We start from the raw sequence: 23,469 nt of genomic DNA, 5'->3' as shown, positions 1-23,469 counted from the left end.
AACGAATTGAGGCAGCCACGCTCCTAGGGCGTTTTGATCAGCTCGCGGCTCTGGGTTTTTGGGGCGATCGGGGCCGAAAGGGCAGCCTCCAAAGAGCTGCGGCCCAACCGACGCTCCAAAATTCGCATCACTTCCCGGCCGAAATCATTGCTGTTGCTGCGCCAAGCTTCCAGGCACACTTCCCCAAAAAACGACCCCAACGGTTCCGGATTCCAGAGCAGCTTCCGCGCCGTCCAAGGCATCAGGCTCATGGGGTCATAACCGGGTTTCAGAATTTCCTTCTTGAGGGCATATTCTTCCAGGTGAGTATGGGGTTGCAAACCAATGAAGAAAATTGCTGGCTCCACCTTGTCAGCCCCAAAAACTTCCTCCAGGGCCCGATGATAGGCGATGGTTTGGCGAATGGTTTCATAGGTTTCATCAATCACATTGAAGGAGTAATTAACCGAAACCACATCCTCAAAACCAGCCGCTTTTAGGTCACGACAATTTTGCAGAACCGTACGCAAGTTATAGCCCATGCGCATTTTGCGCACCAGTTCTTGGGATCCGCTAGTAATCCCAATTTCAAAATAGTTCATGCCCGTTTTCACCATCAAATCACAGAGTTCTGGATCGAGGTTATCGGCGCGAATATAGGCAGCCCAATGAATATCCGTCATGCCGGCCGCCAGGACATTTCTGAGCAATTCCTTGGCATCTTCAATGAAGCGCCGAGCCGGGATAAATTGGGCATCGGTGAACCAAAAGTTGCGAACACCCAATTGATAAAGCTGCTGCATTTCTGCAACCACTTCAACGGCCGGATTAATCCGAACTTGCTTACCCTCAATGACGGTATAGACGCAATAGCAGCAGTTATGGGGGCAACCACGCTTGGTTTGCACACCAATATAAAAGTCCCGATCACGGAAATAGTAGCTAAAGGCAGGCCAGATTGTTTGAATGTAGGCGTAGTTACAGGCGGTTTTTTCCAAGGGCGCAGGTGGTTCATGCACCAGGCCCACACGGGGCTTCGTTTCCCCGGCAATGTAACAGCGTTCCTGGTCTAAGGACTCGCCTCGCAGCAGTTTTTCCAGCAGGGTTTCCCCTTCCCCAACGGAGACGATCGTGCCCTTGGGAAGCGATCGCTGCAACTGTTCATAAAACACACTGACGGCTCCGCCGCCCACCACCGCCCGGGCGCTGGAATTGTAGCGTCGGGCCCGGCGCAATCCCCGCCGAATGAGGCCCTGATTGCGCCAAAGTTCCGCATAGTAGGCGCTGGTGACCCGCAAACCACCCAAGGCTCCCCGAAGCTTGATCAGGGGGTTTTTGGCGTAGTAAAACTCGAAGGCATTTTGCAGCGGATTGCCACCACGGCCGCCCACGGGTGCATAGATCTGAATGTCGCGCCAGGAAAAAACCAGCAGGGTGGGCCGGAAGGCATCGATTTCCGCATCAAGGGCCGCTTTGAAGTCCAAGGGCGGCACGGTTCCCAGGTCAAAAAGCCGCTGCTCGATCGCGGGAAACTGCTTGTGTACGTGGTCAGCGAGATAAACCACCCCGATCGGGAAGATGGGGTTACAGGGCAGTCGGACGTACAAAATGCGATCGGCCATCATCCACTTCCCTAACTGTCGCAACGGATCATTAAGGCTTGTTCATATAAGTTAACGATAGCATCAGACCTTGGCCGGATTTCACCCGAGCCACCATTTCGGGCTAATTTTCTTCAAAAATTGGGCCCGCAAGAGTCGTCCCTGGAGTCTCCAGATCGTAGCGGGTGGGTCTTGTCCGTTAGCAAATGGTGACGATTCCACACCTTGAATCGTCAAGCTCCCACGATTTCGGGAGCCTTGAGCTAGCATGAAAGAATAGATCAACTGGCAATTGAACCAATTGGTAAGAGTTGATCAAATTCATAGAATTTGCAGAGAACTTCACAAGAAATTCAAGGAAGTTTGAGGGAGATTTTATTTGAATTTTTCAGAAAAATTAGGTTCTTTTCAAGACCTGTACCCAATAGAGCTTGGGTTGTGGGAGATTGCTATTGAGCCGCCACTTTCAGCTCAATTGAGACCCGTTTTAGTTGAGATTTGGTTGATCCTTAATCGAGCTTTGGTCGAGTCTTGTCAGGATCTTGATTTGGAAAATTGATGTTCGTTAGATTTTCTTAAAGATTCGAAAATTGAAAAGCCGCTCGTTGGTAATCGGGTTTACAGCTTGTCGGCAAAGGGGGTGTTAGCGTAGCAAAATCGTTCTATTCCCTTGATCTACCCTTGGCTCCTATCCCTGCAACCATGGCACAAATTATCGATCCCATTCCCAATGACGATCGGCAAAAGCTCCTTTGCTGCTACGTCAATGCCACGAGCAAGATTCAAGTTGCTCGGATCACGAACATTGCGAATTGGTATTTTGAACGGGTGGTTTTTCCGGGACAACGCTTGGTTTTTGAAGCGCTGCCAGAAGCACAACTGGAAATTCACACGGGCATGATGGCTAGCTCAATTCTTTCTGATCGAATTCCCTGTTCAGAATTGTCTTTTGAGGAAGACATGGAGAGTCTAATTGACTCGCCCGAGCGTGCGAATGAAACCGTTAATCGGGAAACCGAAACCCGTTCGGATCCGGAACCGGCCGTTTCGGTTGGGGCCTAGTGACCCATTAGTTGCTGGTCCAAAGACCGCCCAGAGGAGTAATGAGGCGGTCAGGGGGGACAGCTCGGATTGGGCTGGGTGTGATGGATACGACGCTGAAGGTGGTGCTGAGTTCTGAGGCCATGGCACTAGATGAGCAGCGCGAGACAGGCAGCGTAGATGTTAGGCTCGATGGAAGCGCTGTTATGGATCTCCGATGGTTAAGAAATGCTGTGACATTTTGTTAACTGATTGTTAATTCATCGGGTGCTCCATCTCATCTTGTCACTTCAGTTTTGAGCAACTTGAGCGAATTGATTTGAACCTGCCGGATTTTTTGTGGCTGTGGCGAATTGCCGCATGGTCAATGGGCCTGACGCTGACGGCCTATAGTTTGCTGGGTGTGACGGGAGTGGTGTTGAGGCGCGATCGCTTAAGGTCTAGCGATCGCGCCTTAGCTATGACAACGACTATGGCAACGACCCTTCCAAGCTGGCTGCGCCCGCTGCACATCACCCTGGGCATTGGGTTGGTGGCGTTGGTGTTGCTGTTGCTGGGGGTGGGAATTGTCGGCACGCTGGGGCATTTTGGCAGCTTGGGCCACTCGCCCCACCTGCTGGCGGGATTGACCGTGGTGGGGTTGGTCGGCTTGTCGGCTTGGAGTGCGAGTCGGATTGCGATCGAGCGCCCTTGGGCCCGATCGCTCCATTGGCGCACTAATTTGGTTTTGTGCTTGGCCTTGCTGTGGGTATTGGGAACCGGTTGGACTGTGGTGCAGAAATACCTGCCCTAGCCCTTGATTAACCCTTAATGAATGAACCCTTGATTAACCCTGTGGAGCAGCGATCGCGGTCTGATGTCGATCGCGGGCGGCGGCCAAGGCCTCTCGCACCTGCGCAAACCCCGTTCCCCCAAAGCTATTGCGGGCAGCAATCACCTGCCGAGGTGCGATCGCCCCATAGATATCGGCCTCAAACGCCGGGTGCAGCGCCTGCCATTCTTCGAGGGTCAGATCCTTCAGCAGCTTGCCCGCCTCCAAACAGGTGCGCACCACCTTGCCAACCAGGTTGTAAGCTTCCCGGAAGGGTACGCCCTTGGCGGCCAAGTAATCAGCCACATCTGTCGCATTCGAGAAATCTTCGCTGACGGCCGCTTCCAACCGAGCCGTGCGGAAGCTCAATCCTTCGGAGAACAGAATGGTCATGGCTTCCAAGCAGCCTTGAACCGTCTTCACCGTGTCAAAGAGCGCTTCTTTATCCTCTTGCAGGTCTTTGTTGTAAGCCAGGGGCAAGCCCTTCATCAGCACCAACAGGGCTTGGAGATGGCCAAACACGCGCCCGGTTTTGCCACGCACCAACTCCGGCACGTCAGGGTTTTTCTTTTGGGGCATGATGCTGGAACCGGTGGAGCAGGTGTCGCCCAGTTTCACAAACCCAAATTCTTCAGAACACCAGAGGATCACTTCCTCAGAGAGGCGTGACAGGTGAACCATGATCAGGCTGGCGGCACAGAGGAACTCCACGGCAAAGTCCCGATCGCTCACCCCATCGAGGCTGTTGGCGTAGGGGCGATCAAACCCCAGCAGTTGGGCGGTGTAGTGGCGGTTGATCGGGAACGTTGTGCCCGCCAGGGCCCCGCTGCCCAAGGGGCAAAGATTGGTGCGGCGGCGAATTTCGCCCAACCGTTCCCAGTCGCGAGCCGTCATTTCCACATAGGCCAGCAGGTGATGGGCGAGGCTCACCGGTTGGGCCCGTTGCAGATGGGTATAGCCCGGAATCGGCGTTTCCACATAGGTTTCCGCCAAAGTCAGCAGAGATCCTTGGAAATCAAGCAATTGCTGGCGAATTTGGTCAATCTGGTTTCGCAAATACAGGCGCGTATCGGTTCCCACCTGATCATTGCGCGATCGAGCCGTGTGCAGCTTTTTGCCCGCATCGCCAATCAGTTCCGTGAGCCGTCGTTCCACCGCAAAGTGGACATCCTCCGCTTCCACACCCGGGTTGAACTGACCGGCGCGATATTCCTGGCGAATTTGCTCTAAACCCGCCACAATTTGCTCGGCTTCCTCGGGGGCAATAATCCCCTGGTGACCCAACATCCGGGCATGGGCCTGGGAACCGGTCAAGTCATATTCAATTAGTTCAATATCAAACCCGATACTGGCATTAAAACGGGCGATCGCCGGATGCAACGCGCTTTCAAAACGTTGACTCCAGGTTTGGGTTTGGCTGGAATTGCTCATGGTGGGCAAAGGATCGACCGCCGCTCACGACAGTCAAAAGTGGCAATCAGGAACGGCAATCAGTATCCCATGCCAACGTTAAGGAAATGTGCTTATTGCGACGACAATCCAAAGCTTGCTGCCCGCCATCGAAGCGCCATCTTCCTTAGCCGTAGGTGGTGGCTTGGCGAATGATGTATCCCAACACGAGACCAATCAACAGGGCCCAAATTTGCCCCGTTTGCACAAAATGAGACCAAAATCGCTGGATTTGCCCCATGAAATCGGGAGTTTCAAACTGAGCCGCAAAAAGGGTGGGATGGGCCAAGCTGGGGCCGCCGGCCATCGCTCCTTGGGCCAAGCTGCCCAGCAGGAACACCACTAAGCAGCCAGTCACAGCCCAAAGCAAGACACTGACCCAGCTCGATCGTCGATCGAACCGCAGCCAGCGCCGTCGCCCAGTGGAATTAACGGGCGGTTGGGAAGACGTTTCATAATCCATGGGATGACGCATGATCAGTACCTCTGCGACAACGATCCTTCAGGGCACCCCCCTCGGGTTGAGTGATTCCACAGTAACCAGTTTGCGAGAAAATTCAACCGATTTGGTCAATCGTCAGGAGTTCTGGCCGGGGAGCCTGACCTGCAAACCCAGTGGGCAATCTGCCTGGGAAATACTCGCTGCTCTTCAGCAAACGCTGCTCTTCAGCAGAGTTGATTAACTCTCCAAAATATTCCTGAATCTTGCCTCAGGCTAGCTGCATGGCGGTCGATCGCGGTAAGTCTGGCAGTTGCGGCTCCTGGGTAATGCGCAGAACAATGCCGGTCATGTCGTCGGAATTGCGATTTTCGGAGCCGATGAACTCCTGCACCCGATCGAACAAGTGATTCAGAATTCCTTGGGCGTTGTCGTAGTTGTGGCAAGCCCAATAAAACCCATCCCGCAGGCGATCTTCCTCAAACCGTTGGCCACGGGGATCAGCCGCATCGGTGAAGCCATCGGTGAAAAAGATGATCGTGTCGCCCGGATAAAGCTGAATTTGGGCATCGTTGAATTCACTGTTGGCATCTAGGCCAATCAACATGCCTTCGGTATCTAGAGCCACGATTTGATCCGATCGCGATTGCCAAAGCAGCGGTGGGTTATGGGCCGCGTTGCTGTAGGACAAAATCCGCGTTTTCGGGTCATATTCCGAATAAAACAGGGTGACGAACCGGTGGGAATTTTCCAAGTCCGCATACATCACCCGATTCAGATGGTGCAAAATTCGTGCGGGGGAATGGCCGTTCAGCACCTCAGCCCGCAACATGCCCCGGGTCATGGTCATGATCAGGCCAGCGGGCACGCCTTTGCCCATCACATCCCCGATCGCGATGCTCCAGGGGGTGGTTTCCGTGCCGCCGAGTTTTGTTTGAGCGTTGCGACCCAGGCTGGGGGAGCCATTGCGACAAACGGGGATGAAGTCGTAATAATCGCCACCCACCCGATCGGCCGTTTCGCAACGGGCCGCCAGATCAACACCTTGGATTTTGGGATATTGGCGCGGCAGCAACCGCAGTTGAATTTCGGCCCCAATTTCCAATTCCCGATCGAGCCGTTCCTTTTTCCGCAGCTCGACGGTTAAGTCGGCATTGTCGATCGCCACGGCCGTTTGATCTGCCACCAATCGCACCAGTTTTTGGCGCTTGGAAGTCCAGGCAAAATCCGGCGCACAACAGAAGGCATAGAGCCGGCCCCGCTCCACCTCGTTCACCAAAATGGATGCCCCAAAAACCCGCACACCGGCTCCCAAGGAATCGGCCACGGTTTGATCCAACAGGGCGATCGCGCCGGGATCAAATTCCACCTTGTGATCCTTGGTGGCATTGGCCGTCAGCACCCCTGTCACCTTGCGTGTGGCCAACTCCAGGGCCCGCCGGATGGGCCGCACCTGACAGCGGTGATCCCCTAACTCCTGACAGTGCAACTGTTCTAGGCGTACTTGCCCATTGGGCCGAAACAGCACCAAAGCCCCGCCGTCCGCATCGGCAACTCGGGTGGCAATCAAGGGAATCAGTTCCAGAAACTGATTCAGATTTTTGAAGCTCCGGAGGGCAAACCCCAGGGAGCTGAGCAGGTCTTGGACTTTGTATTGTTCGCGGTTGAGGCGGGCAACCAGTTCCTTTAGGGCAAAGACAGGGGTATTGTCGCCCGCCGCTAACAGATCAGCCGGGTCAGGAGGTTGCGATGAGGTGTGAGGGGCAGGGGCAGCGGACATTTCAAGGATCGATGAGCGATCGTGCCAGAGCGCCCAGTTTTGAGTTAGCTATGGTAGCGCCAAATCACTGGACTGCCAACAAAACAACAGAATTCAGGGAGGGCTTGTCAGTAGGACTGTTCGATCGGGTGTTGGGTTTTGTTGGTCAATCCCACCCCCCGATTGCCACGGACTAACCGTTGACTAACCATCGCCTAACCGTTGAGCAGCGCCTCCACAAATTCGTAGCTAGAGAAGGGGCGCAGCGCTTCAATGCTTTCCCCCGCACCAATGAACCGAATGGGGAGATTGAGCTGCTGGGCGATCGCCAGGGCAATCCCCCCCTTAGCGGTGCTGTCGAGTTTAGTGAGGACTACGCCGCTCAGTTTAGCGGCTTCTGCAAAGACCTTAGCTTGCTGAAGGCCGTTTTGTCCTTGGGTGGCATCCAAAACCAACAGCGACTCCACGATCGCGCCGGGGGCTTGCTTGTCGATGATCCGGCGAATTTTAGCCAGCTCATCCATCAAATTCTTTTTGTTTTGCAGACGGCCAGCGGTGTCCACCAACAGCAATTCCGTTTCGCGGGCAGTGGCGGCGGTAATCGCATCGAAAACCACGGCGGCGGGGTCGGTGTTTTTGCCGGGGTTGGCGATCGTTTCCACACCGGCTCGATCGCCCCAAACTTTCACCTGCTCCACGGCGGCGGCCCGGAAGGTGTCCCCCGCTGCAATCAGGCAACGGTAACCGGACTTGCTGCCCAGGCGGGCCAACTTCCCGATCGTGGTGGTTTTGCCTGCGCCATTCACACCCACAATCAGCCAAATATTCAGCTTGCCTTTTTCGGGAGCCAATAGGGGCAAGGTATCTGCGCCCGCCTCGCGGATGGGGCGATCGAGCAAATCCCGCAAGATCTGTTTCAAATAGGCGATCGCCGCTTCGGGGGGCAGGGCTTCTTCGCGCACCTTGTCTTGCAAAGCGCCAATGATCGCATCCGTCGCTTCCACGCCCGCATCGGCCTGGAGCAGCAGGGCTTCGATTTCTTCAACCGCATCCGCATTCAGCGGCCCCTGACCAACCAAGGACTTAAGCTGATTCACCAGGCCGCGGCGGGTTTTGTCTAGCCCTTGGCGCAAACGAGTGAGCCACTCAATTTCCTCGGCGGAAATGTCTTCCGGGCGACGACCCTGGGCCGCCAAAATTTCCGCCGACCACAGGAAGTTTTCATCAAAAACGATCGCCCCCGGTGGCAGGGCTGCCGGTTCCGCTTCGGCCACGGGTTCCGGCTCCGGTTCCGGTTCCACAATCGCCTCAGCCTTGACCCGTTCCAGCCGTTCCGCGCGATCGGCCTCGGCCCGCTCCAGCAAGGAAGCCGACTCCAGAAGGGTGGGGCTAGCTGCCGCGATCGGCTCCGTTGGCTCAGCGGGTTCCGGTTCCGGCTCTGGGGCAACTGGCGGTTGCTGAAGGTTTTGGTAAGCCGCTTTGGCCCACTGCAACAACTCATCCGCGTTGGAAGGAGCCGTTATCACTGGTTCCGGCTCTGGGGCGGGTTCCGGCGCTTCAGCCACCAACGGGGGAGCGGCCACGGGCGCAACCGGTGCGGCGATTGGTTCCGGCTCCGGCGTTGATTCTGGCTCGGTTGGTTCCGGTAATTCTGGTTCGGTTACTTCTGGCTCTGGGGCGATCGACTCTGGCTCCGGTTCTGGCTCCGGTTCCAAAGCAGCGATCGGTTCCGGTTCTGGCTCCGGAGTCAACTCCACCGTCAGCGCCTCAACCGCGACCGGCTCCGGTTCTGGCTCGGACTGAGGCTCAGGGTCGGGTTCCGCTTCCCCTTCTGGAGCTGTGGGGGTCGTTTCCGGGGCTGTTTCCGTGGGCTGGGCATCCGTGGGCTTGTCGGAGTCAAACTCAACGTAAAACTTCTCTTGGGAAAACTGACGTTGGAACCAGTTAAAAACCATCGATCGCGACCTTAGCAGTGACAGGAAGGCAAAGGAGCCAGGAAACAAAAAGTTAAAGACAGAGTAGCGCGGCCCCTAGGCACGGGTGGCCTTCATTTGGTCGATCGCCCGGCGCAACACACCGTTAATGAATCGGTAGCTGTCGGCCTCACTGTAGCGCTTGGCCAGCTCCACTGCTTCGTTAACCGCCACTTGCGGTGGCGTTTTCAGATAACAAATTTCTGCGATCGCCATGCGCAAAATATCCCGATCGATCCGTGCCAATCGGCTTAATTGCCAATCCACCATGCTGTCCGTCAAGGTTTGGTCAATCTCCGCCTGGTAGCGAGCCACCTTTGTCACCAAATCCAGAGCGTAATCTTGCACGTTCAGTTGTCCCGCCGCTTGCAGCATTTCCGGCAGTTCCACGGCCATGCCCAAGCGATTGATTGCAGATTGAGTAAACTCGATCGCCTCCTTCACCATGGCCACCGATCGCTGAGCATCGCTGGCCCGAATTTCCTCCCGCAACAGTTCCGTTTTGAGCAAACGCTCATTGCCCCGTTGCAATTCTGCGCTGGCCATCTCCAGGGTTTCTCGCACCTCAGCCATCAGGGTACGCACGGCCGCTTGCAACAGATCTTTTAGATCGCGGTCTTGGAGTTTTTCAGGTTTATTGGGGAGCTGGCTAATGCTGAGGAGAGCCAGTTCACGGGCAATTCGGCGAGCTTGCATGGGGTTGAAGGGAAAATGCAGGGTGAAAGAAGCGCGATCGCCCAGGATAGCGCTCTTTGCCGCACAGCGATCCGTCACGCGGCCAGCACCATCAAGGGCGGCTAATTGCTCTCAAGTGTTGCACCGGTCGGAACCGCCGACAAGGTACGGAACTCACCCACCAAGCGATCACGCGCCCTAACGGGTTTTAGCGTTGTTCCGATCACTGGTTTCAAGTGCTGGTTTCGATCGCCTGTTCAGGGGCCGCTGGCAACGTCTTTTGCGATGTCAAACCCAAGGCCAGCAGCCCTCAGGAAAGGGAGCCGAAACCACATCATTAAATTGCCTTCAATCTTGATGTTCTGATTGGGCGATCGTGAGGGGCAAGGGGCTTAAGCCCCTTGTCTTTTTTGACTGTTGGAGTTAGTAAAGGATCGATTTTGGATAGTCAGATTTGAAGTTTCAAACAGCCTTCTTAATCAGCAGTCGCAGCGCCGAATTACATGTTAACCAACCGCTGCTTATGGCTAATGCTTCAGATCAATCCCAGACCAATTACAGGTCGATTCCCAATCAATTGGCAGAAACTAACTTGCAGATCAAAATTCGTCGTAGTCGCTATAGCCGCCACCATTGCCGCCCCCTTCACTGGCATCCCGCTTGGAACCCAAAAGCTGCAAATCTCGCACCACCACCACGGGACTAGTCCGCTGGGCCCCAGACTGGCGATCGGTCCAGGTATCAATTTTGAGGCTGCCTTGCACTGCAATTTCCTTGCCCTTGCGCACATAGTTGGCGGCCACCTCAGCGGTTTTGCCCCAAATTTCCAAATTGAACCAATCGGGCCCATCATCGCGATTGCGTGAAGGGCGGTTCACCGCCAGGGTCAAGCGACATTTCACCGATCCAGACTCGAAATAGCGCACATCGGGATCACTGCCAGCGCGGCCCACCAGATTGACAACATTGATGCTCATGGTAACTACCGATTACAGCCATTTCATTCAAGCAACTTGCGACAGCCAATTCAACTGAATACTGATGAATACTCAGCAAATGCTAGGCAATTTGTAGGGCCAACCGAGAAAGATTAAAAGATTAATCGCAGGCTTAACTGCCCAGTTGGAACCAAAACGACACCAGATCATGCTTGCCTAAGGCAATGCGATCGCCCGGCCGCAGCCGATGCCGATTGCCCGGAGCCAAAAACAACCCGTTGACATAGGTTCCATTAGCGCTGCCCGTATCCTCCAAATAATGGGCATTGCCCTCCACTCGAATGTCCGCATGGATCCGAGACACCACTTCCGCGTGGGGAAATCCTGAAACATCAATGTCCGGCGGTACGCGATCGTTGGGTTTACCCAAATGGATGAGACTGATCTGCTCCGGCAGCATCACAACCGCGCCGCTATGAACATGCACCAATCGGGCGATCGTCCGCTGCAATTGCGTCACGGCTCCCGGAATGGGCGCTGCTTCTGGGGTGGCTCCCATCAAGGCCGTGGGCGGCTCGGCGGGATCGCCCAAAGACCCGATCGGCTCGATTTCGGGACTGACTGGAAACAGCGATGCCCCGATCGGCTGTGTGAGATCGGTGATCTCTTCGTCACTATCGGGGTGCGCAGGCGGCGCTGGCAAGGGAGGCGGAGCCGCCACGGGGCTGGGGGCCGGCAAGGGCGCGATCGAGGGAGCCGCCTGAAGATTGTGACCACATTGCCCACAGAAGTTGGCATCACTCAGAACCGGCGCACCGCAACGGGGACAGCTTTGCAGAGTGGGAAGAGCCGTGAAGCAGGCTTCACAAGTTACTGCATCATCGGGGTTGGCGTGATTGCAATTAGGACAATTAACCATGGAGCCGATCGCGCCTGGGCGCTTGCAAAGGAGCAAAGGAACCAAAATTCAGTCGTTCAGTCAATTACGGACGAGTTCGGATGATTTCGGACTCCAGACCACCGGGCTTGACCGCTGATGAACCGATCAGCCAGCGCCTAGAACTCCAGTCGCTCTCCGGCCGATTGATCAAACAGCCACCACAGTTCCCCCGACACCGGGCGCACCAATCGGGCTGGATAGGTTTGGTCTAGCAAAGCCGCCAAGGTGGGATCGTCACAAGGTGCAAACACCTGGGCGATCGCGGGTTGCTTGCTTTCCCCCGAGACCAAGAAAATCGTACAGCTTGCCTGGTTCAACACCGGCACGGTCAGGGTAATGCGGGGATCGTCACCCCGATTGCCCACCGTCACCCACCGATCGCGCACGGCCAAGGCAGCGGTGTTGGGAAACAAGGAAGCCGTATGTCCATCATCTCCCAAACCCAGCAACACCAGATCCAGGCTGGGAAAGTCTTCCTCTAGCCCCCACTGGTCGCAAAACAAGGCCCGCAATTGAGCCTCATACCGCGCCGCATCCTCCGCTGGGCTGGCTCCGTCGGTGGGCATGGGCCAACAGTTAACGGCGGGAATGGGCACCCGATCGAGCCAAGCCTCCCGGGCCATCCGCTGGTTACTGTCTGGGCTGGTGGGCGGCACATAGCGCTCATCTCCCCAAAAGATAAAGAGCTTTGACCAATCCAAATCCGCTTGCGCCAACTGTTCATAGAGTGGCTTAGGGGTGCTGCCGCCGGCCAGAGCCATGGTGCAACGGCCCGATCGCTTCAGGGCATGGTCAATTTGACTCAAAACCACTTCCACAGCCCGCTCAATTAGCTCAGGGCGATCGGGCCAAATTTCCACCGTTGGCAGTTGGGCCGGAAGCGATTCAGCAGGAAATGGGAATGATGGACTAGACGAATTCACCGACTCCGATCGGGCATCGGCCCCGGAAGCCGCATCCGTTGCCCCACTGGCAGGATCTGGGAACGCTGAGGTCATGATCGAAAAATGCTAAAGACCCGAGCCGCCACCCGGCCCGGTCAACTCCCCTAGCCTAACCGATTGATCGGAAATTCAATAACAGCTAATCGAAAGACCCGCCCAAGATCCACCAAAATTAAGATCTGCCAAAGTTCGAAGCCAAAATTGGGAGCCAAAATTGGAAGTGTAAAATTTCATCGAAATCAGCGGGCGATTATCCTAAGTTGCTGAAACAATAGGGCACGGGAAAAGCCATGAAACGCTGACTTCAAATTTTGGCCGCAAACTTTGGCCGACCTTGGCTCAAAAACTTTGGCTGCAATTTTTGATCTCATTCGATCTCAATCGTGGCTCGCAACCCATTGCGATCGCCCGTTGGCCTGGCGCAATGGTAGCCGGTTCGATCGCCTCCTGATTTGGCTGCCGGCTCTTGTAATCCCCTTCTGTAACAGCGCTTCCTAAGGACGCTCCATGACGACTAGTACACATTCCTCCCAGACTTCCGCCCCCATAGCGGCCGTTGTGCTGCAAATCGGGGGCGCAGTGGCGATCGCCCTTGGATTAATTGATTTCCTTTCCGTTGCCGTTCCATTCGATTTTGCCAACCGAGGCTGGGTGATTGACACCACCCGCCAATTGATCGATCGGGGCATCGTGCCAGCCATGGGTGTCAGCCTCCTGTTTTGGGGCTTCTGGATTGAAATCAAATCCGGTGTCAGCCGGTCTTGGCGTAGGGGTGTGGGTGTTGCGACCCTGGCATTTTCAGCGCTGATGGGACTGTTGTTTTTGGTGATGGCCCCCACGCACCTGCTGTCTGTGCGGGCCGAAGCCCAATCCACCCTCGCCGCCATTACCCGCCAATCGCGGGAAGCCGAAAAACAAATTGATACACCCGAATTTAAAAACAGTTTGCAGCGCCAGCAACAGGTTTTTCGGGAGCAGATGCAGTTTTTGCTGCAAGACGATGCTCGGTTTAATGAATTTATTAACAGCCCGCAGTTTGATGAACGCCAGAAGGAGTTCATGCGGCGGCTGAAGGCGAATCCGGCTGACTTGGAAACGGTGATTCGCCAGCGGGTGAATGATTTTCCCCTGCAATTGCTGGCCCGCATTCGATCGCGGCGGCAGGAGCTAGAAACCCGCGCCAGAACGACGGCCCTGCGGTTGGGCGTGCAAACAGGAACCAGCGGCATTGCCCTATCGGTGGCCTACCTGGCGATCGCCTGGTTAGGGCTGGGGGGATCGGGTGGTCGTCCTGCCCCGCGCCGCCGTCGATCGGCCTAAGTTCGCCTTCGGTTCGACCCAATATTTCGACTCAATGTTTCGACTTAACATTTCGACCCAATATTTCAATGCGAACCTCAATCTTTTGACCCTTGTTTTGGCCCTTTTTGGCCCTTCTTGACCATTCCGATCCAGACGTTCTGCGCAACCCGAGAGTTTGAGAGTTTAAGACTATGACGAAAGCTGGTAAACGCCCCTCGCCCCCTTTGGCCGCCCTGATCGCCATTGTGGTTGGAACCGTGTTGGTCATTTCCTCGCTGCTGGACTATTTAATTCTGATCTTCCCGCCGGATTTGCAAAATCCTCAATGGTTGCTCAACACCATTTCTGAAATTGTGGGCCGTGGCATTGTGCCCATGGTTGGAATTTGCTTCCTGTTTGCGGGGCTATGGATGAATTCCCGATCGGGCTTGCCCTCCGCCAAGAAAACATCGCTGATGAATCCTCGGCTTTGGGTTTTGATTTTGTCGAGCGCCTTGGGTGTGTTGTTCCTGGTGCTATCACCGATTTACATCAACGGCGTGAACAAGGCCAGCGCCAAGGAAGTGGAAAACATCGAAGCCCAAGCCAAGGCCGCCCTGGATCAGCTAGGAGAACCGGCGGAGCAATTCCGCGATCGGCTGAAAACCCTGCTGAAAAATCCCCAAGAACTCGATCGATTGATCAAGAGCGGTCAAGTGCCGCCGCAAGTGGTGCAGCAACTGGAACAGGCGCGATCGAACCCGGCCGTTTTGGATTCTCAATTCAACCAATTCAAGCAAGAACGGCAACAGGAGATTGACAAGCGGAAGACCGAGCTTGTGCAGCGCACCAAAACCGGCTCCATGAAAACCACCCTCCGCACAGGTCTCAGCAGCCTGGTTTTGGGTGTCGGTTATTTGTTCATGAGCTGGATGGGCTACACGAAACGCGGCTCCCGCACACGTCCGGCCAGCCGAGCCAGCTAGGGCAATCTTTGGACTGGCTTAACTGACTGGCTTAACTGACCGGCTTAACCAACTGACTCGCCTCGCTCATTGGATTCAGTTTGAATTCAGTTCAGGTTGATTTTGAATTGGAGAGAGTGGATTGGAGATTGATCGCGGTGTTCAAGTCGCGATCAATCTTCCAAAAGCGGCCAGCCTGATCATGATCCACCCCACTTACAGACCAACTTACAGACAAAGCCGACTTCGCCACGCCATAACAGGAAGCATCCTGATTGCAGTACTCGTTAGCGAATTACAGCAATTGTTGGGAAAGTCATAACGGAATTAACGGTGCATCGACTCGATCGGCCATCACCGCTCGATCGCCCACCGATTCAAATCACCATGTTTTCGATCTATATCCTCACCCACAACGAAGAAATCGATATTGCAGATTGCATCGAGTCTGCATTGCTGTCCGACGACATCATCGTCGTTGACTCCCTCAGCACCGATCGCACCGTGGAAATCGTGCAAGACTACGCCCAGCGATCGCCCGTGCGGTTGGTGCAACATGCCTTTGAAAGCCACGGCAAACAGCGCACCTGGATGCTCGATCACATTCCCACGCGGCATGACTGGGTTTACATCCTGGAAGCCGACGAACGGATGACCCCTGAACTCTTTCAGGAATGTTGCCAAACCATCCAACGGGCCCACCATGAGGCCTACTACGTGGCCGAGCGGGTGATGTTCATGGGGCAATGGATTCGCCGCAGCACCCAATATCCCCGCTACCAACTGCGACTTTTTCGGAAAGATGCCGTCCGGTTTGATGACTACGGCCACACGGAGCGGGAGGTGGTGCAAGGAACCACGGGTTTTTTAGAAGAAACCTATCCCCACTTCACTTGCAGCAAGGGCCTGAGCCGCTGGCTGGATAAGCACAACCGCTACTCCACCGATGAGGCCCAGGAAACCTTGGCCCAACTGACGCGGGGCAACGTGTCTTGGCGCGACTTATTTTTCGGTAAAACGGAGGTGGCAAGGCGGCGGGCCCTCAAGAATTTGTCCCTGCGGTTGCCCTGTCGCCCCCTGGTGCGATTTGTGTATATGTATTTTGTGCTGGGGGGCTGTTTGGATGGACGCGGGGGATTTGCCTGGTGTGTGCTCCAGAGCTTTTACGAGTACCTGATTGTGCTGAAGGCTTGGGAGATGCGCTATGGCACAACCACATCCCGATCGACCCCGCGCCTAGGCAAGAAATTACGCAAAAAATAGGGTTAGTCAACGGCTCTCAGCGGCCAGCCTGTGAGCAGCCGGCCTGTCAGCAGCCGATCGCCCAGCAGCAGACTCGGGGTCGATCGCCTGGATCAGCACCAAACTGATGCCCGATTCAATTCCCGGCAAATTCCCAAAAATCACGAATCCGGCGCTCGGGCAATGGCAGAATGGTGAAACGGCGGTTGCGGCCCCCTTGCCCCTGCCCAAGTCCTAAAGCAATGTCTGAAACGGATCGCATGGAAGGCGCTCCTCCTGTGGGTTCTTCAATCAATCGTGCCCGCCGTTCCAGATCCTCGAAGCGGGCGGGTGGGCCTCAGCGGTTGGCTGGGGTCAAAACCGCGTCAATTCTGGATCTGCTGTTGGGCCAATTGCCGCAACTGCGCACCCAAAGCTATTTCAAAGCATCCCTGACGGCCCTTTCCCACGCGATCGAGGATTTGGTGTTGGCGGGGCCGGGCGATCGCCCCTTAGTGATTGCCAGCTTTCAGCGAGAACGGTTCTATCGTCAGGAAGCCCGCCGCTACCATCGGATTGCGCACCAGAGCGATCGGGTCTATGTGCTCTCAGCTCCGGAGGCGGAGTTTCGCAGTGCTTCGGGGGAATACGAAACGGTGGCCTTTGAACCCACCGATGCGTTGGCTAACGAGTGGCACTTGGTGGTGTTGGGCGATCGGTACGCGGCCTGTTTGATCTGTGCGGAGCGCCAGGGCGGTGAGTCCCAGGCCGATCGGGCCGGCAGCTTTGGCGCGGATGATCGGGTGCGGCGGTTTGAGGGGGTCTGGACGTTCGATCGACAGGCCACCCAAGTAGCCGCCAGCCTCTTGTTGGAGCGAATTCGCACCTATCGCCCCGAGTTGGGTGACAAGATCGATCGCACCCTGGCCGAGTTTTCCGAAGGTGGCGGCCCCACCCTGCCCGAAATTGACCCGGAACCCTTTGCCCACCGGCTCGTTACCTATCTGCAAGCGGGGCAATACAAGCTTCTGAAAGCCTATCGCTCCATTTCCACCCAAGAGCGCAAGGAGCGGTTAATTAACCTGATCACCTCAGCCATCCGCCAATCTTTGGATCCTTCAGAGGTGATGGGGGTGGCCGTGCGCCAATTGGGCCAAGCTCTCCGCTCCTGTCGCTGCATTGCTTACCGCTGCAAGGACGGAGATGCTACGGCCACGGTGCAGTATGAAATGTTGGGAGCCACTGTGCCCTCCCTGTTGGGACAATCCTGGCCGCTGATCAGTCAGGACTGTTTTCAATCGGCCCTTCAGAACCATGGCGGAGTTTGCGTTCTGGATCTGAATGAGGAACCCCAACCGGGCTTGGTGCAGGCGATCGCGGAACAGTATGCGATCGCCTCCTGGTCGATCGTGCCCGTGTGCTATCGGGACAAACTGTTGGGGGCGATCGAGCTGCATCACTGCGGAAGTTTGCCGCGCCTTTGGTCTGCCGATGAAACGGGGTTGATGGATGCGGTTGCCACTCAGTTGGGTGCGGCCCTGATGCAGGCCCAAACCTACGCCGATCTTGAAGATCTCAATCAGCAACTGGAAGCGCTCGATCGCACCCGTAGCAACCTGATTGCGATCACCGGCCACGAACTGCGCACGCCCCTTTCCACGATCCAGGTTTGCCTTGAAAGCTTGGCCTCGGAACCGGATATGCCCCTGGAATTGCGCCAGGTGATGTTGGATACGGCCTTGGGCGATGCGGAGCGAATGCGCGTGCTGGTGCAGGATTTTCTCACCTTGTCTCACCTGGAAAGCGGGCGCGTTAATTGGAACCTGGAAGCCTTGCCGCTCACGGAATGTGTGGAACTGGCCCTCAGCAGTGTTCGGGCCCGCGTGCCCCGCGATCGACTGCCCCGCATTGCCTCGCAAGTGTCTGAAGCGTTGCCCCCCGTGCGGGCCGATGGGGAATGGTTGGTGGAAGTGCTGTCCAAGCTGCTGGACAATGCCTGTAAGTTCACCCAGCCTGAAGGAGCCGTGACCATTGAAGCGGGCCCCACCCCGGACGGGGCGATCGAGGTGGTGATCACGGACACGGGGCGCGGCATTGAACCCAACCGCCTGGAAACCGTGTTCGATCGGTTCTATCAAGAGGAAGGCTCCCTCCGGCGCACCGTGGGCGGAACCGGCCTGGGTTTGGCGATCTGTCGGCAAATTATCCTCGGTCTGGGCGGGCAAATTTGGGCCGAGTCAGACGGCAAAGATCGCGGCAGCCAATTCCACTTCACAATCCCGGTTTTTGAGGGCGATCGACCCAGTTCCCTCAGCGACTTGATCGGTTAAACCTTTGGACTCTTAAGTTCTTGTAAATATAGAACTTAAGTAATATTATTTTAGGCGATCAAAATTTTGAGCCATTTCATCCAACCTTAGGGCGCGGCATCACTGCCCAGGCGCACCGTAATATCGGAACCTAAATCGCCTGTCGCCGATCGATCCAAGGAACCGTAGCCTAGCCGCCGTTGCACCAACTCAGCCAGATCCAAATCGCCGCCCTGGACAATGATTTGGGTATCCCGTTGCACTTGGGGCCAAGCATCGATCGCTCGCACTTGCTGGAACCCCGCCCGCCGCAATTGGGCGATCGCGGCCGCCGATCGGGCTGGATCGCCGCTGGCATTTTGCACGGAAATGCGGCTGAAGGTTTGGCCATATTGATCGCGGGCGCTGGCGCTGAGGAGTTTGGTGCGCCGACCAACGCCGGGTCGATCGGGCGGAAAGTAGCTTTCCAACAGGCGGGCAACGGCCTTGGGATCGGGGTTCCAAAAGTTGCTGGCATCCATCTGACCCGGCAACAGCAACAGACGCACCTGCTCCGGTTCCTGCTGAATCAACAGGTGAACGAGGGCCAGCACCTCCGGGCGCGCCAGATCCGTGCGCAGGTATTTGTGAACCCGTTGGGCAATTTGGGGCAATTGGGGCAACACACTGGGGCTGAGGGCCCGATCGCGCAGGGCCCGTAACAGCAATTGCAACCGCTGCACCCGATCAAGTTCGCCCCAAGCACTATCCACTCGGTAGCGGGCGAATTGTTCCGCAGCACTGCCATCCAAGCTTTGCCAACCGCTATCCAGTTGAATTTTGAGCTGTCCCACCCGATCGCGGTAGCGCATCGCCTGGGGCACAGACAGTTCCACCCCACCCAGCAGATCGACCAATTCTCGCAAGCCTTCGGGGTTCAACCGCACGGTGCGATCGATCCGCAACCCGCCCAGGGTGTTGCTCACGGACTGCTGCACCAGGGCCGTACCGCCGATGCTGTCCGCTTCGTGCAATGCACCCACGGCTCCGCTGGGAAACACCACCCGCGTATCCCGAGGCAACGACATCACCGTCACAGTGTCATCGGTGGGATCAAATCGGGCCAGCCAAATGGCATCCGCATGACCATTCAAGGCTTCCGGCGCACCCAGAGGAATTCCGGGCGAAGGCTCCACCCCCAAAACCAAAATGGTGAGCGGTTGCAGGAGGCGATATTGCAACCCGCTGCGCCACAGGTGCTCTAGGGTTTCGTGGCGCATGAGGGGTATCACGGCCGGATCCAGGGGCATGAACAGGGCGGCGGCGGCTCCCAAGGTGGCTGAAATCGTGCCGATCGCCACGCCGGCCATGCCCCAAAACAGCAAGCGGGCCAACCAGCCCGATCGCGGCTGTTGCCAATCGGCAGCCATCCACCGCCCCAACCGATCGGGATAGGGAGTGGCGGGCGGCTGAACCGGTTGATCCGTGGGGGAGGAAAAGGGAGAAAACTGACTCAACGCTGACCTTGGACCCTAATTACGAATTGAAATTTACGAAATGGGATTTGGGATTTGAGATTTGAGATTTAGGATTTGGGACTAATAAGAAAATGTGATTTCTGGTTCTTTTTCCTGCTCTTTGGATGAGTTTTCTAGCCGATCACGCTCACGCTTTGGGCGACAAGCGCATTGTAAGCCGTAAATAGATGGCGATCGGCTGACCTGTGGCAGTGAGGGCCGGCAAAAATCGCAGTTGGGCAGCGCGGGCTTCGAGGGCCTGTTGGGTTGTCGCACTTAAACCCGGGGTCAGCAATCCCGCAAAGCCAACGGAGCCATCGGCCATTACGGCTAACCGTAAATCCACCGCTCGATCGGCCCAATTGGCTAACTCTGGATAGTCTCGCAAGTTCAAACTCGGCGGCGCGGATTGCAACTGGGGCAGGCGGCTCAGGTCGGCCGCTTGGACGATCGGGCTGCCATCTCCCGGTGTGGTTAGTTCTAACCCAACAATCGCCAGGCCGAATGCTTGGTTTCCCCCCTGGCCTGGATTGGGGTTGGTGCTTGGGCCGCCAGAATTCCCGGCATTGGGAGCGGGCGGGCGATTGGGATTCGGCCCCGTGCCATTGGGAGCAGGATTCGGGGCGATCGGGCGATTTGGAGGCGCATTTTGCCAACCGGGAGCGGCATAGTCCGGGGGCATGTTCGGATCGATCGGGTCGGGGTTGAAGGGCCGATCGGGAATCGGGGCCACACCAGTCGGCTCGCCGGGCCAGCGGGGTTGGCTGGCGGCCCCCGAGCCTTGCAGTTGACCCGGATCCACTTGCCGCAAGGGAGCCAACGGCCGCAACGGTTGCCCCGCAGCGGAACTTGCCGGAGGAGCACCGGAAGCAGCCGGATTAGCCGCCACAGCACTCGCGGGATTAGCTGGAACGGGGTTGGCGGGATTGTTGGGAGCGATCGGCCCCGTTGAAGTTGCCGAGCCACCGGCCGCTGGCAAGGTCACCCGCACCACCGGCAAGGGCCCCGCCGTCGGCCCCGCTTGGGCCCCCGATCGCCCCACACTCCAGAGGGCTAACCCGTGAAGGGCGATCGCCCCCAAGGCCGCTCCCCACCAAAACCGGCGCGATCGGGTTGCCGGTTGGTAGTGAATGGGCAAGCCTTCCGGAGCAACGGCATGGGTCGATCGAGCAACGGGGCGATCGGGCATGGTCTTTCACCAACTGTCCAACTTGATTCCAAATTCGTCCGTTGATTCAGAAAACCATTCGGACAATCATCCCGAGATTCAGCCCAAGATTTCCGGCAAAATCCAAAGTGGGGTTTCCTGCTGGTCGCCACCTGTTTCAAAATTAACGATTAATCAAACCATTCATCAGCCCATTCGCTAGCCGATTCATTTACCCGAAATTCTGCCACCGCGCTTTCGCGTCTTCAAGAATCCCACTTTGGCCCGCTGCCCAAGCGACTTCAAACCGGTCTCAACCTGTTAATTAACCTTTGCAAACCAATCCTATGACCGCCACCAGCACCGCACCTCAGCTCACCAGCGCCCTCGACTATTTCCGCCAAAGCGCCGGCCAATGGCAATCCCAGCGGGTCACCCACCACCTGGCCTTTCGGCGGGCCGAAGTGGGCGAATCGGAAATTCAGGTGGAAATGCTAGAGGTCACCGATCCGCGTTTGGCCGAAATTTGCCAGATGTATGACATTGACCCTGCCGCCGCGGCCGGTGGGGCCCTGGTGACCTGGAAAAGCTTGATGGCCTGGGATGCTTCCGAAGAAGACAACCACGAGGGACAAACGGTGATGGTGATTGTGCCGGATGCCACGGACGATCGCCGGGGCAAGCTGCTGCGGGAACGGGGTTATGCGGAAACGGCTCCCGTCGCCGGTGAATATCACCTGGACGAGGAAGGGGGCATGGTTTTAACCACGGAATACGAAACCATGAGTTCCGTGGAGCGTTTTTGGTTTCCCAATCCGGATTTACGGATGCGCACCAGTGTGCTGAAGCGGTTTGGCGGTTTCAACACGGCCACGTTCTGCACGGAAGTGCGGGTGGGTTGTGATCAATCGGCGGTGGCGGCCGGGGGCGATCGGGAGCAGGCAATCTCGGCCCTGGGTTGGTAATGCCTGGGTTGGTAATGCCTGAGTGGGCCACGATCGGGTTAGCAAATCCCGGGTTGGCCATCGAGGGGCGATCGCCCGCCAAATTCCTCAGAATCCGACTTGGTTCGTGAAGAACCACCAGCGACGCGAAACGCTTTGGTACAATTTGCGATAGCTAGCAATGCTTTTAAACAGTGGAGTGCTTCGGCGCTTCTGCTGACCGGGCGATCAACGCCTGGCCCCATCCGGCCAACACAGGCGCGATCGCACCATTCCCACAGCGAACCATGCGCGGCTCCCCGTGCATGTCAAGCTTTATTAAGCGTTTTTCAGGAACCGTGCTTGCCCTCGCGGCAATCTCGTAACCTGAAAAATGGCAAATTTGGCAGCGTCACCTTGTTGGTTCCTGCCAGCCGATGTGCCTTTAACAAGCGCACGTTAACAAAGCCCGTGACTTTTTGAGACTACCGAGACTACGGAGATTCTGACGTGGCTATTCCTGTATTGAGCTTCTCCCCTTCTTCGCAAAACCAACGTGTGGCTGGTTACGAAGTGGGCAGTGAAGAGCAACCGAAAATTTACGCAATCGAAAACGTCTTCTCTGGCGGTGACATGGACGAGCTGATCTGGGCGGCCTATCGCCAGGTCTTCAGCGAGCACCAAAACATCGCTAACAACCGCCAAACCTTCCTGGAATCGCAACTCCGCTACGGTCAAATCACCGTTAAGGATTTCATCCGGGGCTTGGCCACGTCGGATAGCTTCCGCCGCCTGAACCTGGACACCAACAGCAACTACCGCTTCGTGGAAATCTGCGTCCAGCGGATTTTGGGCCGCGACGTGTACAGCGAGCGGGAAAAGATTGCTTGGTCGATCCTGCTGCCCACCAAGGGCCTGCAAGGTTTCATCGATGCACTGGTGGATAGCGAAGAATACGCCGCTAACTTTGGCGACAACACGGTTCCTTACCAGCTTCGTCGTGTGCTGCCCCAGCGCACCGGAGGCGAAACCCCCTTCAACCTGAAGACTCCTCGCTACGAGGCTTACCACCGCAGCCAACTGGGCTTCCCGCAAGTGGTGTGGCAAAACTCGGTGCGTCGCTTCACTCCCCAAGAGAAGAAGGTTGGCGCTGGCAGCCCCGCTGGGTTCCTCGGCATGGCTCGTTCGGTGACTCCCTCGCTGCCGGTGGTGCCCCGCACGCCGTTGGCCAACATCAACATCGCTACCGCTGTGCCCTATCGCAAGCGCTAATCGCAAGTGCTAGGTGGGGCGATCGGGCGATGACTGCCAGGGTCTTGGGGCCCCTAGTCATTGCTCGGTTCCTGGATTTTGCAGGACGAAGCTCAACAACTCACCACAATGCAACAGAGGGCCGGGATAATTCCCGGCCCTCTGTTTTTGCGTTTGCCTCAACATCTCAGCAATCGAGACTCAGTAACTGCAACTCAATTGCTGATGCGATCGCATCAGTGATCGCTGATTCAGTGTTTGAGCTGGGGCGCTGGCAAGCTTTTGGATGATGGGAATTGCGGTCGGGCCCATCTTCATGGGCCCAAT

Annotated in this window: 20 protein-coding genes; 8 read left to right on the top strand and 12 right to left on the bottom strand. The window is 56.6% G+C overall.

Annotated elements, in window-relative coordinates; all coding sequences use genetic code 11:
• Positions 1 to 23: 23 nt before the first annotated feature.
• Positions 24 to 1,601, bottom strand: a complete 1,578-nt coding sequence (locus tag ACZA91_RS13710) for a photosystem II high light acclimation radical SAM protein (RefSeq protein ID WP_190527618.1) — start codon at positions 1,599 to 1,601, stop codon at positions 24 to 26.
• Between the two features lie 681 nt (positions 1,602 to 2,282).
• Here ACZA91_RS13710 and ACZA91_RS13705 point away from each other — a divergent pair.
• Both ACZA91_RS13705 and ACZA91_RS13700 read left to right on the top strand, forming a co-directional pair.
• Positions 2,283 to 2,642 (top strand): DUF1830 domain-containing protein, encoded by a 360-nt coding sequence (locus ACZA91_RS13705; RefSeq protein WP_190531969.1) that lies wholly within the window; start codon positions 2,283 to 2,285, stop codon positions 2,640 to 2,642.
• 298 nt (positions 2,643 to 2,940) lie between these two features.
• Positions 2,941 to 3,414, top strand: a complete 474-nt coding sequence (locus tag ACZA91_RS13700; RefSeq protein WP_190355253.1) for a DUF4079 domain-containing protein — start codon at positions 2,941 to 2,943, stop codon at positions 3,412 to 3,414.
• A gap of 33 nt (positions 3,415 to 3,447) precedes the next feature.
• Here ACZA91_RS13700 and argH read toward each other — a convergent pair whose 3' ends face one another.
• The 8 genes from argH to pgl all read right to left on the bottom strand — a co-directional run bounded on the left by argH (position 3,448) and on the right by pgl (position 12,603).
• The gene (gene argH, locus ACZA91_RS13695) at positions 3,448 to 4,863 is read right to left on the bottom strand and encodes an argininosuccinate lyase (RefSeq protein ID WP_463182772.1); all 1,416 of its coding nucleotides are present in this window, start codon (positions 4,861 to 4,863) and stop codon (positions 3,448 to 3,450) included.
• A 145-nt stretch (positions 4,864 to 5,008) separates the two neighbouring features.
• Positions 5,009 to 5,188 (bottom strand): hypothetical protein, encoded by a 180-nt coding sequence (locus ACZA91_RS13690; protein WP_370567123.1) that lies wholly within the window; start codon positions 5,186 to 5,188, stop codon positions 5,009 to 5,011.
• Between the two features lie 403 nt (positions 5,189 to 5,591).
• Positions 5,592 to 7,100 (bottom strand): PP2C family protein-serine/threonine phosphatase, encoded by a 1,509-nt coding sequence (locus tag ACZA91_RS13685; RefSeq protein WP_190355255.1) that lies wholly within the window; start codon positions 7,098 to 7,100, stop codon positions 5,592 to 5,594.
• Positions 7,101 to 7,294: 194 nt separating this feature from the next.
• Positions 7,295 to 9,034 carry a signal recognition particle-docking protein FtsY gene (gene ftsY / locus ACZA91_RS13680; RefSeq protein WP_463182769.1) on the bottom strand — a complete coding sequence of 580 codons (1,740 nt, stop codon included), beginning with the start codon at positions 9,032 to 9,034 and terminating at the stop codon, positions 7,295 to 7,297.
• A 75-nt stretch (positions 9,035 to 9,109) separates the two neighbouring features.
• Positions 9,110 to 9,748 carry a transcription antitermination factor NusB gene (gene nusB, locus ACZA91_RS13675; protein WP_190355305.1) on the bottom strand — a complete coding sequence of 213 codons (639 nt, stop codon included), beginning with the start codon at positions 9,746 to 9,748 and terminating at the stop codon, positions 9,110 to 9,112.
• 578 nt (positions 9,749 to 10,326) lie between these two features.
• Positions 10,327 to 10,704, bottom strand: a complete 378-nt coding sequence (locus tag ACZA91_RS13670; protein WP_099532498.1) for a single-stranded DNA-binding protein — start codon at positions 10,702 to 10,704, stop codon at positions 10,327 to 10,329.
• A 133-nt stretch (positions 10,705 to 10,837) separates the two neighbouring features.
• Positions 10,838 to 11,584: an FHA domain-containing protein gene (locus tag ACZA91_RS13665; protein ID WP_463182767.1), complete on the bottom strand. Its 747-nt coding sequence runs from the start codon at positions 11,582 to 11,584 to the stop codon at positions 10,838 to 10,840.
• A gap of 137 nt (positions 11,585 to 11,721) precedes the next feature.
• Positions 11,722 to 12,603, bottom strand: a complete 882-nt coding sequence (gene pgl, locus ACZA91_RS13660) for a 6-phosphogluconolactonase (protein ID WP_099532496.1) — start codon at positions 12,601 to 12,603, stop codon at positions 11,722 to 11,724.
• Between the two features lie 453 nt (positions 12,604 to 13,056).
• On the opposite strand from pgl, the gene ACZA91_RS13655 reads away from it, so the two are divergent.
• The 3 genes from ACZA91_RS13655 (at position 13,057) to ACZA91_RS13645 (ending at position 16,058) form a co-directional block, all read left to right on the top strand.
• Entirely contained in the window at positions 13,057 to 13,869 is an 813-nt protein-coding gene (locus ACZA91_RS13655) for an HpsJ family protein (RefSeq protein WP_143472951.1), read from the top strand.
• A 173-nt stretch (positions 13,870 to 14,042) separates the two neighbouring features.
• The gene (locus ACZA91_RS13650) at positions 14,043 to 14,816 is read left to right on the top strand and encodes an HpsJ family protein (RefSeq protein ID WP_463182763.1); all 774 of its coding nucleotides are present in this window, start codon (positions 14,043 to 14,045) and stop codon (positions 14,814 to 14,816) included.
• A gap of 366 nt (positions 14,817 to 15,182) precedes the next feature.
• Positions 15,183 to 16,058, top strand: a complete 876-nt coding sequence (locus tag ACZA91_RS13645) for a glycosyltransferase family 2 protein (protein ID WP_099532574.1) — start codon at positions 15,183 to 15,185, stop codon at positions 16,056 to 16,058.
• 115 nt (positions 16,059 to 16,173) lie between these two features.
• On the opposite strand, the gene ACZA91_RS13640 is transcribed toward ACZA91_RS13645, so the two are convergent.
• Entirely contained in the window at positions 16,174 to 16,299 is a 126-nt protein-coding gene (locus ACZA91_RS13640) for a hypothetical protein (RefSeq protein ID WP_255407529.1), read from the bottom strand.
• A gap of 82 nt (positions 16,300 to 16,381) precedes the next feature.
• Here ACZA91_RS13640 and ACZA91_RS13635 point away from each other — a divergent pair, with 82 nt between their 5' ends.
• A complete protein-coding gene (locus tag ACZA91_RS13635; protein WP_463186444.1) occupies positions 16,382 to 18,346 on the top strand; it encodes a DICT sensory domain-containing protein in 1,965 nt (654 codons plus the stop codon).
• Positions 18,347 to 18,432: 86 nt separating this feature from the next.
• Here ACZA91_RS13635 and ACZA91_RS13630 read toward each other — a convergent pair whose 3' ends face one another.
• Both ACZA91_RS13630 and ACZA91_RS13625 read right to left on the bottom strand, forming a co-directional pair.
• The gene (locus ACZA91_RS13630) at positions 18,433 to 19,821 is read right to left on the bottom strand and encodes an LCP family protein (RefSeq protein WP_463182760.1); all 1,389 of its coding nucleotides are present in this window, start codon (positions 19,819 to 19,821) and stop codon (positions 18,433 to 18,435) included.
• 148 nt (positions 19,822 to 19,969) lie between these two features.
• On the bottom strand, positions 19,970 to 21,010 hold the full coding sequence (locus ACZA91_RS13625) for a hypothetical protein (RefSeq protein ID WP_463182757.1): 1,041 nt from the start codon (positions 21,008 to 21,010) through the stop codon (positions 19,970 to 19,972).
• Positions 21,011 to 21,315: 305 nt separating this feature from the next.
• Here ACZA91_RS13625 and ACZA91_RS13620 point away from each other — a divergent pair, with 305 nt between their 5' ends.
• Both ACZA91_RS13620 and ACZA91_RS13615 read left to right on the top strand, forming a co-directional pair.
• Positions 21,316 to 21,933 (top strand): phycobiliprotein lyase, encoded by a 618-nt coding sequence (locus ACZA91_RS13620; protein WP_190355259.1) that lies wholly within the window; start codon positions 21,316 to 21,318, stop codon positions 21,931 to 21,933.
• Between the two features lie 468 nt (positions 21,934 to 22,401).
• Positions 22,402 to 23,163, top strand: coding sequence for a phycobilisome rod-core linker polypeptide (locus ACZA91_RS13615; RefSeq protein WP_190527633.1), 762 nt, complete (start codon positions 22,402 to 22,404; stop codon positions 23,161 to 23,163).
• The last annotated feature ends 306 nt before the right edge of the window (positions 23,164 to 23,469 follow it).

This window comes from Limnothrix sp. CMB-01, assembly GCF_055193175.1.
The sequence above is the reverse complement of the archived record's forward strand: the minus strand, read 5'-3'. Positions and strand labels throughout refer to the sequence as shown.

What these genes read in the sequence shown, in the direction of transcription:
- ACZA91_RS13710 (WP_190527618.1), bottom strand. Translation starts at nt 1,601, where the DNA reads ATGGCCGATCGCATTTTGTACGTCCGACTGCCCTGTAACCCCATCTTC.
- ACZA91_RS13705 (WP_190531969.1), top strand. Translation starts at nt 2,283, where the DNA reads ATGGCACAAATTATCGATCCCATTCCCAATGACGATCGGCAAAAGCTC.
- argH (WP_463182772.1), bottom strand. Translation starts at nt 4,863, where the DNA reads ATGAGCAATTCCAGCCAAACCCAAACCTGGAGTCAACGTTTTGAAAGC.
- ACZA91_RS13690 (WP_370567123.1), bottom strand. Translation starts at nt 5,188, where the DNA reads ATGGCCGGCGGCCCCAGCTTGGCCCATCCCACCCTTTTTGCGGCTCAG.
- ACZA91_RS13685 (WP_190355255.1), bottom strand. Translation starts at nt 7,100, where the DNA reads ATGTCCGCTGCCCCTGCCCCTCACACCTCATCGCAACCTCCTGACCCG.
- ftsY (WP_463182769.1), bottom strand. Translation starts at nt 9,034, where the DNA reads ATGGTTTTTAACTGGTTCCAACGTCAGTTTTCCCAAGAGAAGTTTTAC.
- nusB (WP_190355305.1), bottom strand. Translation starts at nt 9,748, where the DNA reads ATGCAAGCTCGCCGAATTGCCCGTGAACTGGCTCTCCTCAGCATTAGC.
- ACZA91_RS13670 (WP_099532498.1), bottom strand. Translation starts at nt 10,704, where the DNA reads ATGAGCATCAATGTTGTCAATCTGGTGGGCCGCGCTGGCAGTGATCCC.
- ACZA91_RS13665 (WP_463182767.1), bottom strand. Translation starts at nt 11,584, where the DNA reads ATGGTTAATTGTCCTAATTGCAATCACGCCAACCCCGATGATGCAGTA.
- pgl (WP_099532496.1), bottom strand. Translation starts at nt 12,603, where the DNA reads ATGACCTCAGCGTTCCCAGATCCTGCCAGTGGGGCAACGGATGCGGCT.
- ACZA91_RS13655 (WP_143472951.1), top strand. Translation starts at nt 13,057, where the DNA reads ATGACGACTAGTACACATTCCTCCCAGACTTCCGCCCCCATAGCGGCC.
- ACZA91_RS13650 (WP_463182763.1), top strand. Translation starts at nt 14,043, where the DNA reads ATGACGAAAGCTGGTAAACGCCCCTCGCCCCCTTTGGCCGCCCTGATC.
- ACZA91_RS13645 (WP_099532574.1), top strand. Translation starts at nt 15,183, where the DNA reads ATGTTTTCGATCTATATCCTCACCCACAACGAAGAAATCGATATTGCA.
- ACZA91_RS13640 (WP_255407529.1), bottom strand. Translation starts at nt 16,299, where the DNA reads ATGCGATCCGTTTCAGACATTGCTTTAGGACTTGGGCAGGGGCAAGGG.
- ACZA91_RS13625 (WP_463182757.1), bottom strand. Translation starts at nt 21,010, where the DNA reads ATGCCCGATCGCCCCGTTGCTCGATCGACCCATGCCGTTGCTCCGGAA.
- ACZA91_RS13620 (WP_190355259.1), top strand. Translation starts at nt 21,316, where the DNA reads ATGACCGCCACCAGCACCGCACCTCAGCTCACCAGCGCCCTCGACTAT.